General features: G+C 62.5%; 9 protein-coding genes. 6 read left to right on the forward strand and 3 right to left on the reverse strand.

All coding sequences use genetic code 11. The features are described 5' to 3' along the window. Window positions 1-31 precede the first annotated feature (31 nt). From LKX83_RS21340 to LKX83_RS34465, 4 genes are all read left to right on the forward strand, one after another. The gene (locus LKX83_RS21340; RefSeq protein WP_227884683.1) at window positions 32-958 is read left to right on the forward strand and encodes a peptidase U32 family protein; all 927 of its coding nucleotides are present in this window, start codon (window positions 32-34) and stop codon (window positions 956-958) included. A gap of 22 nt (window positions 959-980) precedes the next feature. Next, complete coding sequence (locus tag LKX83_RS21345) at window positions 981-2,246, forward strand: peptidase U32 family protein (protein WP_255654749.1); 1,266 nt, start codon at window positions 981-983, stop codon at window positions 2,244-2,246. A gap of 306 nt (window positions 2,247-2,552) precedes the next feature. Next, the gene (locus LKX83_RS21350; RefSeq protein ID WP_227884685.1) at window positions 2,553-4,682 is read left to right on the forward strand and encodes a methyl-accepting chemotaxis protein; all 2,130 of its coding nucleotides are present in this window, start codon (window positions 2,553-2,555) and stop codon (window positions 4,680-4,682) included. A 194-nt stretch (window positions 4,683-4,876) separates the two neighbouring features. After that, window positions 4,877-6,730 (forward strand): peptidoglycan D,D-transpeptidase FtsI family protein, encoded by a 1,854-nt coding sequence (locus LKX83_RS34465; protein ID WP_227884688.1) that lies wholly within the window; start codon window positions 4,877-4,879, stop codon window positions 6,728-6,730. Here LKX83_RS34465 and LKX83_RS21360 read toward each other — a convergent pair. After that, a complete protein-coding gene (locus LKX83_RS21360) occupies window positions 6,713-7,882 on the reverse strand; it encodes an AI-2E family transporter (RefSeq protein WP_227884690.1) in 1,170 nt (389 codons plus the stop codon). The two genes, LKX83_RS34465 and LKX83_RS21360, sit on opposite strands and share 18 nt — an antisense overlap. 165 nt (window positions 7,883-8,047) lie before the next feature. Between LKX83_RS21360 and LKX83_RS21365 the strand changes: the two genes are divergently transcribed. Next, complete coding sequence (locus LKX83_RS21365; RefSeq protein ID WP_227884692.1) at window positions 8,048-9,514, forward strand: polysaccharide deacetylase family protein; 1,467 nt, start codon at window positions 8,048-8,050, stop codon at window positions 9,512-9,514. Window positions 9,515-9,600: 86 nt separating this feature from the next. Here the strand turns inward: LKX83_RS21365 and modB are convergent, their stop codons facing one another. Together modB and modA are read right to left on the reverse strand one after the other, a co-directional pair. Then, the gene (gene modB, locus LKX83_RS21370) at window positions 9,601-10,266 is read right to left on the reverse strand and encodes a molybdate ABC transporter permease subunit (RefSeq protein WP_227884693.1); all 666 of its coding nucleotides are present in this window, start codon (window positions 10,264-10,266) and stop codon (window positions 9,601-9,603) included. Beyond that, window positions 10,263-11,054: a molybdate ABC transporter substrate-binding protein gene (gene modA / locus LKX83_RS21375; protein ID WP_227884695.1), complete on the reverse strand. Its 792-nt coding sequence runs from the start codon at window positions 11,052-11,054 to the stop codon at window positions 10,263-10,265. Before modA ends, modB begins: the two co-directional genes overlap by 4 nt. Before the next feature lie 174 nt (window positions 11,055-11,228). Here modA and LKX83_RS21380 point away from each other — a divergent pair, with 174 nt between their 5' ends. Beyond that, window positions 11,229-12,215, forward strand: a complete 987-nt coding sequence (locus LKX83_RS21380) for a helix-turn-helix transcriptional regulator (RefSeq protein WP_227884696.1) — start codon at window positions 11,229-11,231, stop codon at window positions 12,213-12,215. The last annotated feature ends 32 nt before the right edge of the window (window positions 12,216-12,247 follow it).

Here is a 12,247-nt window from a genome sequence, read left to right on the forward strand (position 1 = left end):
CCGGGTCGCACGTTTCCCCGAGGTGAAGACGATGAAACCAGAACTAATGACCGCAGCCGGCTCGATTGCGCAGATGGAGCGGTATGTCGCCGCCGGCGCAGACGCCGTGCTGATCGGAGAGCCGCGCTACGGCGCGCGGCTGCCGGGAGCGATTCCGGAAGACCAGCTGAAGGAAGCCGTCTCCCGCGCGCACGAGCTGGGCGCCAAGGCATACGTGGCCGTCAACAAGCTGCTGCGCAACCACGAGCTGTCCGGTCTGCCCGGCTATCTGCGCGCCGTCCGGGAGGCCGGCGCCGACGCGATCGTGTTCGGCGATCCGGCCGTCCTCCTGAACGTCAAAGAGGCCGCGCCAGGCCTGCCGCTGCATTGGAACGCGGAGATGACCGGCACGAACTCCGCCGCGGCTTCCTATTGGGCGCGCAAAGGCGCGACCCGCGCGGTGCTCGCCCGCGAGCTGAACGAGGAAGAGATCGCTTCCTTCAAGGCGAGCGTTCAAATGGAAGTGCAAGTGCAGGTGCACGGAATGACCAACATCTATCATTCGCAGCGTAATTTGCTGCAGAGCTATATGGAGCATTTGGGCCGCGAAGCGCGGCTTCTCGACCTGGGCCCGGCCGAAGGGCTGTTCCTGGTCGAGTCGGAGCGTCCGGACGAGCGGCTGCCGGTTTACGAAGACGAGAACGGCACGCACGTCATGAGCGCGGACGATATTTGCCTCCTGGAAGCGATCCCGGAGTTGTTGTCCGCAGGCGTCGACAGTCTGTACGTCGAGCCGCTGCTGAAGTCCGACGCGTACAACGAGACGGCGCTCCAGGGCTATCGGAAGGCCGTCGACGCATGGAGCGCCGACCCTTCCGCATACGAGTTTGACGAGGGCGCGCTGGAAGCGATTCGCGCGCTGCAGGACCCGCGCCGGGAGCTGAGCTTCGGCTTTTTGTACAAAGAGCAAGTGTATTGAAGAAATCGAGGAGGTGCTGTGCATGAGCAGCGCAAACATCGAGACGGCCGGACGCGCGCGCCGGCCGCTGCGGCGACACCGTCTGGATAAGCCGGAGCTGCTGGCGCCCGCCGGCAGCCTGGAAAAATTGAAGTTTGCCGTCCATTACGGGGCGGATGCAGTCTATATCGGCGGCCAAAAATACGGCCTGCGCTCCAACGCGGACAATTTCAGCTTCGAGGAAATGCGCGAGGGCGTCGCCTTCGCCGCGCAATACGGCGCCAAGGTGTTCGTCGCGACGAACATCTACGCCCACCAGGAGGACCTGGAGGGGATCGCCGACTACCTGAAGCAGCTGGAAGCCGCCGGCATCGCGGCGATCATCGCCGCCGACCCGGCGATCGTGGAGATCGCCATGCGCGAGGCGCCGGGGCTGGAGGTTCACCTCAGCACGCAGCAGTCCACGATGAACTGGCAGGCGGTCCGGTTTTGGAAAGAGGAAGGACTGCCCCGGGTCGTACTCGCGCGGGAGACGTCCCTCGAAGAAATCCGCGAAATGAAGTCGAACGTGGACATCGAGCTCGAAGTGTTCATCCACGGGGCAATGTGCTCGTCGGTATCGGGGCGGTGCGTGCTGTCCAACCATTTCACCGACCGCGACTCCAACCGGGGCGGCTGCTGCCAGTCGTGCCGCTGGATGTACGATCTGCACCTGGATGCCTCCCCGACGGCCGACGCCGGCGACAACCCGTTCACGATGGGGAGCAAGGATCTGTGCATGATCCAGCATATTCCCGACCTGATCGACGCCGGCGTCGACAGCTTCAAGATCGAAGGACGCATGAAAAGCATCCACTACGTCGCTTCGGTCGTGAACGCGTACCGGCAAGCGATCGACGCGTACATGGCCGATCCGGAGGGTTACCATCTGCGTCCCGAATGGGTGTCGGAGATCGGGAAGGCGGCGAACCGGCCGCTCAACACGGGCTTCTTCTACAGCACGCCGGGCGCCGGGGAGCACATCTACGAACCCGAGGAAAAGCCGGCGCCTTACGACTTCGCGGCGGTCGTGACGGATTACGACACGGCGAGCGGCATCGCCACGATCCAGCAGCGCAGCCCGTTCCGTCCGGGCATGGAGGTGGAGTTCATCGGTCCCGGTGGGCGCAGCTTCCACCAGACGCTAGGCGAGCTCGAGAACGACCTGGGCCAAAAGGTCGACGTTGCCCGCCACCCGCTGCAAACCATCCGTTTGCGCACCGAAAAGCCGGTTTTCCCGCTGGACATCATGCGCAAAAAGATGCTGTAAAAAAAGCCTAGATTCTAAGCAAAAAGTACTAAATATGAAAAAAGAAAGCGTTTCAAAAGGATTATTTATCGACTTGTCGAATTATCTCTGATAAAGTTAATTGTTGCCAAATGGTGGCGTGCAATTTCCTTTTCTCAGGGGTAACCCGGCAAGTCTTTTTTAGTCATACAGAATTTATAAGTTTTCACGTCTTTCCATTTCTGTATGACCAACGATAAAAACGTGTTGCCGTCTAGGAAGACGGCAAAGCCGTTTTTACTTGTTTCTGTCGATATCGTCACTATGAGTCGGAGGGTGTGTCAGCAGATGAAGCAATCGTGGCGCGACCGTGTGAAGACGGTCGAATGGAAAAAGGGTTCGGAGAAGGTCGGCGGTTTCGCAAAGCGCTTCGGACAACAATTCAAAGAAACGAAAATGGAGAACCCGATCCGATCGGTCGGCATGAAGCTGTTCCTTTTGGTCTTTTGCGGCATTTTGGGTTGCGTTCTGCTGCTGGGCTGGTTCTCCTACGATAGATCCCGCTCGGTCATCGAGAAAAAAGTTTCGGAATCGAGCGTGCAGACGGCCAAGCAAATATCGGGCCGCATCGACCTGATGCTGAGCAGCTACGAGCGCAAGACGATGGAGTTTTTGTCCGACGCCGAGTTCATTTCGCTGCTGGGCAACGCGATCAACTCGAAGGACGACTTCGAGCGGTTCGACAGCCAGCGGACGGTCAATACGAAGCTGTCCACCAGCATCATTTCGGACAATATGATCGCCGGCATGTATCTGTTCCCGACCGAAGAGGGCAAGGACATCATCGGGACGGCGGCTTCGGGCGGCATGCCGGACCTGTCGAAGGGGCAGCCGGCGTTCTTCCAGCAGATGGTCGAGGCGGCGGGCAAGGTCGTCTGGGTTCCGACGATGCCGACCGGCATCTCGGGCAAGACGTCGGAGCCGACCTTCGCCGTCGGGCGGGCGATGATGAACGTCAACAGCGCGAAGCCGTACCTGCTCGTCATCGAGCTGAATTACCGGGCGCTCGATTCGATCCTGAGCACCGCGAGTTTCGGGGACGCGAGCGACACCTATATCGTCGCGCCGGACGGCACCGTCGTCTACGCCAAGGACCACGACGAGCTCGGCAAGCCGTACGGAAACGAGGTGCCGGATGAGAGCGGGTCGTCGACGATCTCGATCAAAGGTAATCGCGTGCTGTCGGTCGGTTCCGTCGCACAGGCGGGCGGATGGCAGCTGATCGGGAACATCCCGGTATCCGAGCTCGTCAAGGATGCCGTCGTCATCCGCAACTTGACGATCATCATGTCCGTCCTGTCCATCGTCATCGCCGCGCTCATCGGCGCCTTCATCATGCTGAGCGTGGGACGTCCGCTCGGCCAGCTGCGCAATCTGATGAACGAAGGCGAGCGGGGCAATCTGACGGTCCGCTCGACGATCCGCAAGAAGGACGAGATCGGCCAGGTCTCCGACAGCTTCAACTTGATGATGGAGCGCATCACGACCTTGGTCCGCCAGACGAACGATTCCGCCCAGGAGGTGCTCGCCACGGCGAGCGCGCTTACGGACGCGTCGCGCAAGACGGCGGAGGCCGCCAAGGAGATCGCCGTCGCCACCGAGGAGATCGCGAGCGGCGCCACCAACCTGGCGTCCGAATCCGAACGCGGCAGCGAAATGACCGGCCAGATCGGCGACAAGGTGCAATCGGTCATCGTTTCGAACACGGAGATGGAGCAATCGGCATCGGAAGTCGAGGAAGCCGGACGCCGAGGAACCGAGTACATGTCCGGACTGATCGACAAGACGGGGCAGACCGAGGAAATGACGCGTTCGATGGTCGAAAAGGTGGACAAGCTGAAGGACAGCACCCGCTCGATCCGCAAAATTCTCGACGTGCTCGGCAATATGACGAAGCAGACGAACATCCTGTCCCTGAACGCCACGATCGAAGCGGCGCGCGCGGGCACGGCCGGCAAAGGTTTCATGGTCGTCGCCGACGAGATCCGCAAGCTTGCCGACCAGTCCCGGCAATCGATCGGCGTCGTCGGAGAGATCGTCGAGAAAATCCAGCGGGAAATCGACGAGACCGTTCAGGTGCTGTCCGACGCCTATCCGCTGTTCCAGGAACAGATCGAATCGGTGCGTGACGCGAATCAGATCTTCCACGACGTGCAGCTGCATATGAACGGCTTCAACCACCGGCTGCAGTCCGCGACCGAATCGGTCGGCCATCTGGAAGAAGCGCAATCGACGCTCTCCCTGGCGATGACCAACGTAAGCGCCGTGGCGCAGCAAGCGTCCGCGACGTCGGAAGAAGTCGCCTCGCTCAGCAACGAGCAGCTCGGCATCAGCGAAGGGCTCGTCCAGCTGTCGAACCGGCTCGAAGCGGTTTCGGTGCAGCTGCGGGAGTCGCTCTCCAAATTTACGGTCGCCTAGCGATAAACGCGGCGAGCGGCATGCCTCGGCCTTCGGGTCGGGGCTTTTTTTCGTCTGATAGCCGATAGAGACCTTTATTCATAGAATTCGGAAAGGCTCATCCGGTTCAGGGGGTCGTCCTTCTTTCTCGCTTTTGAAGCGCGAGGTTCCTGGGAATAATAGGAACATTTGCAGACGAGGGAAGGGATGAACGGGTGAATCGGCTCATACCGTTGCGATTGTTCAAAGTGATGCTGCTTCTCGCGGCGGCGTTCGGGATTCTGGAAGCGAGACTGGCTTGGGTTCAGCTGGGCGGCATGGGACGTGCCGAAAGGACCGTAGTCGGGTTGGACCGACAAGCCTATTTGCAGCGTTCGGACGAGCTGACGCTGGACAACGGGAGAGGTCAGTTCTTCGACCGCAAAGGGCGCGCGCTGACTGGCGCGACCGTAAGGGCGCTCGCGGCGTTTCCGACGGGAGGCATGCCCCGCGGGACGCCCGGGCAGATCGATCGGCTCGCCGACGTGCTTGGGGCCGATCCCGCGGCACTGGAGAAGTGGCTCGCCGGAATCCGGACGGCGGACGTCTGGCGGGACGGGGACTCGAACCGCGTGCGGGGGCTGACGGCTTCTCAGGCCGAGGCGATCGAAGGGATGGGGTTGACGGGCGTGGCCGCGATTCCGTTTCGCGATCGGTATCCGACTTCTGCCGACTGGTCGCCGATGCAGGCGATCGGCTATGTGTCGCAATATCCGGATCGGCTGAAAAAGCTGTACGGCAAGCAGCTCGCTTCCCGCCGGATGAAGGAGACGGATTTGACGGGAGGCGCGGGGCTGGAGCTGTCGCTCGACCGGCTGATCCGGGGCATCGGGGAGACGAAGGCGATCGAAATGACGGATGCGGCCCGGCGGCCGTTGGCGGGACTGGGACTTCGGGTGTTCAGCCCGAGCAATCCGCATTACCCGCTGCGGGTGAACACGACGATCGACCTGTCGATCCAGCGGGCGGTCGAAGACGTGCTCCGCAAGCACGGCATCCGCGAAGGCGCCGCCGTCGTGCTCGACGCGGCCAACGCCGACGTACTGGCCATGGTTTCGCTGCCGGCCTTCGATCCGAATCGGATCGGAGCGCCGAATACCGACGAGGCGAACCGCGCGCTGATCGCTGTGCCTCCTGGCTCCATCTTCAAGACGGTGACGCTGGCGGCGGCGCTGGAAGCCGGCGTGACGACGCTCGAAGAGCGCTTTCGCTGCACGGGCGATTACGGGCGTTACGGACTGCACTGCTGGCGGGAGCACGGTCACGGCGTCCTGACGGTGGAGCAAGCGTTCGCGGAGTCGTGCAACGTCGTCTTTGCGGCGCTCGCCGAACGGCTGGATCCGCGCCAGCTGCAGGAGACGGCGGACAAGATGGGTCTCGGGCGGCAAATCGGCTGGTCCGCCTCCTCCTTCGTCGACGGCAAGCCGCTGCGGCTGCTGGAGGAAGAACAGGCCGGCGCTGTCTTCGCCAGCTTGGAGGCGGGCAAGGACGGCGGCGTGCGGACGGGCACCGGCATCGGCCAGCGCGACGTGCGAGTGACGCCGCTGCAGGCGGCGAACCTGGCCGTCACGCTGCTGCACGGCGGACGCGTGCAAGCGCCGAGGCTCGTCAACGAGATTCGCTACGCGGACGGCGGGCTGTTCGCCCGTTTGCCGGAGCAGGACGCCCCTTCGAAGTACGGCGGCATCCAGCCGCAGACGGCTGCGGCGCTTCGGAAGGCGATGCGGCTCGTCGTGACGGACGGAACGGCGGAGCACGCCTTGCAGGACGCGGGGTGGGCGCTGGCCGGCAAGTCCGGCACCGCGGAGCTGGGCGACGGCAAGCCCGCGCGCAACGATCATTGGTTCGTCGGCTACGGTCCGGCGGACGGAAAAGCCCGGTATGCGGTGTCCATCCTGCTGGAGAACCAGCCGGCGGGCGTCCGCAACCGGGCCGGGGCGGCGTTCGGAGAGGTGATGGAGGCGCTGCGTCAGCTGGACCCGAAGGCCGCTCCGCGGGGGGCGAAGCGCGACTCAGCGCTCGTCCGATGAACGCTCGGCCGCGAAGGCTTCGCCGGCCGTCGAGCCGGCATCGGCCTGCTGGGGCGCGAGCGGCGAGACGGTGAATTCGCTCGCCGGCCAGCGGATCCAGCGGTGGAAGTAGCTTTGGTCGTACAGCGCCTTGAGCAGAATCATCAGGATCGGCGCCAAGATCAGGCCGGCGACGCCGAAAAAGGACAGGGAGACGATCATGAAGGCCAGCATCGTAAAGGCCGAGACGCCGACCGTTTGCCCGGTGATTCGCGGCTCGAGAAATTGGCGGGTCAGGGTGACGAGTCCCAGCAGCCCGGTCAGCCACAGCGCCAGCGCGGTGTCGCCCACGATGAACAGGTAGACGATCCACGGCACGAAGACCGTGCTGACGCCGAGCAGCGGCAGGACGTCGAAGATGCCGGCCAGCAGCGCGATGGCGAAGGCATTGTTCACCCGGAGCGCGAGCAGCGCGGCGAAAATGACGAGGAACGTGACGCTGACGAGCTTGGCTTGGGCTTTAAAGTAAGCGCCGATTCCTTTGAACACGTTGTCCCGGAGGAAACCGAAGGCGACCTTGAACGTTTTGGGCGAGCGATCGTTCGCCAGACGTTTCCACATGTCGATCTCGACGCTGAGGAAATACGCGAGGATGATCGCGATGGAAAAGCTGACGATAAAGGAAGAGAACGAGCTCAGGAAGCCGACGAGCCAGTGGAACAGCGAAGTCGCCCATTTCGTCCCGAGTCCCGCGACGAAATCGACGGCGTTTCTCAGCTTCTCTTCCACGCCGGCGGGAAGCCGGTCCATCTGATCGTACAGCCGCTCGACGAGGAGCGGAATTTGCTTACCGAGCTGTTCCTGGTATTCGGGCAGGCGCTTGACCAACTGATCCGTTTGCGAATAGAAGATGAAGCCGAGGCCGGCAAACAGGGCCAGAATGACGACGGTGAAGAGCAGGATGCTGATGCCCGAAGCGAACGCCTTGCGGATGCCGAGGCGGTGCAGGCGCTTCGCCAGCGGCTCGATGCAGAGGAAAATGAGGAACGACAGGAAGACGGGCGTGGCGATTTGGTACAGATAGCTGAAGATGAACATGACGAGCCAGACGGTCAGGACGATGACGCCGATATCGAATGCGGTGCGCCAATACTTTTGGTACAGCGAGAACATGGACGGTTTCCACCTTTGCTTTAATGGGCCTAAGCTTTCCCTATTTTACACGATTCCAAAAAAGATGCCCACAAACATGCCTATTTTACGGAGACGTATGATAAAATAGAGTAAAGCTTAAACTGCGGCTCTAAAAAATACAGTAAGCAAGTTGGTGGGGAAGGCATGGACAAAATCCTTTGGTGGGGATTTTATTTTTTGACGTTCTACGCCTTTCTGCCGGGCATTTTCAGTCGAATTTTCGGGTTTCGCGTCTTTTCGAAGGGGAAGACGGAAAAGGAAGTGGCCTTGACGTTCGACGACGGCCCGGACCCGGTGTATACGCCGAAATTGTTGGATCTCCTGAAGCAGCACGGGGCGAAAGCGACCTTCTTCGTGGTCGGCTCCCACGCGGAAAAGCATCCCGAAGTGATCAAGCGGATGCACGACGAAGGGCACATCATAGGCATTCATAATTACGTCCACCGGAGCAATTGGATCATGCGCCCGAAGACGGTGAAACGCCAGGTGCACCGGACAAGCGATATCGTGAAGAGCATCACGGGCGAACGGCCCAAGTACTATCGCCCGCCTTGGGGCATCGTGAACATTTTTGACTTCGCGAACAAGGGCAATCTGCAGATCGTGCTTTGGACGTCGATGTTCGGTGACTGGAAGCAGCGCGTCGGCGCGGATCGTCTGTACCGGAAAATGCGCCGCAAGCTGCAGCCCGGTCAGGTGCTGCTGTTGCACGACTGCGGCGATACGTTCGGCGCGGATCACGACGCTCCGGCGAATACGATCGCCGCGCTCGAACGCCTTTTGAACGACGGCCGCGAGCTCGGGCTGCGGTTCGTCGGGATCGATCGGATGATCGAGACGACCGAGCGTGCCCGCGCCAAGCGGAAGGCTGCGCGCAGCGGCGCGGAGGAACCGGCCGACGAGACGTCCCGGACGGCGGAGCCGCACCGTCAGGGACCGATCAAGCGGGCGGTCGTCGCGCTCTGGATGCAGTGGGAGCGCATCTTCCAATGGCTGTTCCGCCTGCGGGCAGTCGGCGACGGCAAAGCGTTCCACTACCGCGTCGTCAAGTACGGCGGACCGGAGCTGCTGCTGAAAAACGGCGAAGCGCTCCGGCGGGGCGATTATGTCATGGAAATTCACTTCGTCAACAAAATGATGTACGAGTTCGGCATGACGTCGCGATCGGAAATGCACACGGCCATCCGCGTCATCCAGGCGGTGAAGCACGCGCTGCCCGAAATGGCTTCGGAGCTGGCGAACGCGCCGCACGGTTCGGAGATCAAGGCGCTCTACGGCGTCACGATGATCAATCGCGGCGCCGAAGGTCTCGGTTTCGAATCGTTTGACCTGCCTCGCGGGATGTTCTCATTCCTGACGAATTGGTATTTGCGCCTGCTGACGGTCATTATTCATCCGGATGGCAGGACGAGGGTGAAAAAGCACGGAGAGCGGATGACGCCCCGCGCGCTGATCATGCGCCGGGAAGTGCTGCTCTCGTGGGGCGACAAACCGGCGGACGCGCCGCGTCCCGAACGGCGCGGCCAGGCCGCGAAGGCCAAGGCGAAGCGGTCGGTCTACGAAGAACGGCTGGACTTTGCCGAGGAGGAGCCAGTCGGCGATACCGTCTAGAGACGGACAAGAAGCTGTTCCGCAGGCAGATGCCTGCGTGAACAGCCTCTTGTCCGTTTGGGCGCATTGGAGCGTGCGTTGGGGTGTCAGGTTCGATCCCGCCCCGCCCGTTCCGCGAACCATAGCATCGCGAACGAGATCAGGGCGATCGTGCCGGCCCAGGCCCATGCCTGCGCGGTGCGCCCGCCGTCCACTGCAACGTAGATCGCGGTAGGGATCGTCTGGGTACGCCCCGGGATGTTGCCGGCGATCATGAGCGTCGCGCCGAACTCGCCAAGCCCCCGGGCGAAGCCGAGGATATAGCCGGCGGTCAGCGCGCGGGAAGCGAGGGGAACGCTGATGTAGCGGAACACCTGCCACTCACCTGCGCCCGCGGCCCGCGCGGATTGTTCCAGCTCGGGATCGACGCTCTCGAACCCCGCCTTCATCGTACGGTAAGCCAACGGATAGGCGACGACGACGGCCGCAAGGACCGCCGAGCCCCAAGTGAAGACGATCGGCAGGCCGAAGAGCGACTCAAAGGCGCGCCCGATCGGGCTGCGCCTTCCGAAAGCCGCAAGCAGAACGAAACCGACCACCGAAGGCGGCAGGACGAGCGGCAGCAGCAGCGCCGTCTCCAGGACGCTTTTGCCCGGGAAATCGATACGCGCCATCTTGCGAGCCGTCGTCGCCGCCAGCGCGAAGACAAAGAGGCTGGCGATGACGGCGATTTTGAGCGAGAGGAGGATCGGCGGGAGCAATCCGCCGATCATGGCTTGGCGAAGCCGTAGCGCGCGAAGACGTCCTGGGCGGCGTCGCCCGACAAATACGCGAGGAAGTCTTGCGCGACGTCGCGATGCGTCGACGCGGAGACGACGGCCGCCGGATAGACGATCGGACCCGCCGCCGACGAATCGACGTCGAACGCGACGCGGACTTTCTCGGACGTCAGGGCGTCCGTCCGGTAGACGAACCCGGCGTCCGCATTGCCGGTCTCCACGTAAGTAAGGACTTGGCGAACGTCCTTGCCGAAGACGAGCTTCGGCTGCAGCGCGTCCCACAGCTGCGCGCCTTGCAGCGCGGTCTGGGCGTATTGCCCGGCCGGGACGGATTCGGGCTGGCCTACAGCGATCTTTTTCCACGCGTCGCTCTTCAGGTCGTCCAGCGACGCTGGCGCGGACGAGGCGTCCTTCGGCACGACGACGGACAGGCGGTTGGCGAGCAGGTCGTTCGGCGCCTCGACGAGCTTCGCCTTGGCGAGCGCGTCCATCTGCTTGCGGCCGGCGGAGAAGAACAGGTCGGCGGGCGCGCCTTGCTCGATTTGCTGCTCGAGCGCCCCGGAAGCGCCGTAGTTAAAGGTGAGCTTGACGTCCGAATGTTCGGATGTGTAAGATTTGGCGATCTCGTCCAGGCTGTCTTTGAGGCTGACGGCCGCGGATATGACGAGCTCCGTCTGTCCCCGATGCGAGGCGCCGCCGGGTCGCACGATCGCGAACGTCGCCGCTGCCGCGACCAGCACGACGATCAGGGCGATCAAGCTGTTGCGAATTCTGGGAGTCAAATGAGTCCACCGCCTTTTCCTTTTTCTCGCGGATCCCCTTCCGGATTCAACCGTCGTCGTTGGTTATGGTAGCACAATTGCCGGCGAAAATAAATCGGTTTGGTATGGTTTTGTGAGGTTTAGTTATAATTCGTATGGTAAAATCAGCGTGAAACCGAAGCGGAGGAGAATCGGATGTCGGAAGAGGTTTCCTACACGGCCGAGGAGATCGCCAAGCTGCTCAAAATATCGAAGCTGACGGTCTACGATCTGATTAAGCGCGGGGAGCTGCCCGCCTATCGGGTCGGCAAGCAGATGCGCATCGATGCGTCCGATCTCGAGCGGTACAAGCGCGCGGCGAGAACCGGTGGCGTCCCGCCGGAAGCGGAGCGCGCTGCGGCGGCAGAGTCGGGACAGGGCTTGCCGGCGGGCGCGAACGGGGCGTCTCTCGCCGCAGGTGCGATCCGCGAGGCGGCGCGCGGATTCGTACTGACCGGCCAGGACGTCAGTCTCGATCTGCTGGCGCGCCGCCTGGAGGCGGAGCTGCCCGACCGGCGGGTTTTGCGGTCTTACGAAGGCAGCATCAACGGCTTGATCGCCCTGTACCGGGGTGAAGCCGATGCGGTCAGCGTCCATCTGTGGGACGGGGATACGGGGACGTACAACGTTCCGTATATCCGCAAGCTGTTGGGCGGCTTCCGCTATACGGCGGTCCGGCTGCTCATCCGCAAAGCGGGGCTCTACGTGCGTGCGGGCAACCCGCTGCAGCTGCGCGGATGGTCCGATCTGAGCCGATCCGGCTTGCGGTTCGTCAACCGGGAGAAGGGGGCCGGCGCCCGCGTGCTGCTCGACGAGCAGCTTCGGCTTGCAGGCATCAAGCCCTCGTCTCTGAACGGCTACGAGCGGGAAGCGACGAACCATATGGCGGTCGCGGGCATCGTGGCGAACGGAGAAGCGGACGTTGGCGTCGGCGCGGAAAAGTCAGCGCAGCTCGTTGAGGGCATCGACTTCGTTCCGCTCATCGAGGAGCGGTACGATCTCGTGCTGCTGCGCGGCGGGGAGGCGGAAGCCCACGCCCAGGCGGTGCTGCGGGTCATTCGGTCCGAGGCGTTCCAGGCCGCGCTCCGGCCGCTCGGCTACGATCTGTCCGAGACGGGGCGCATCGTGGCGGAAAACGAATAAAGAAAAACGAAAAGCGAAAGAGCCTCCGGCGC

This window comes from Cohnella baijiui (assembly GCF_020731285.1).
Lineage (GTDB): Bacteria > Bacillota > Bacilli > Paenibacillales > Paenibacillaceae > Cohnella.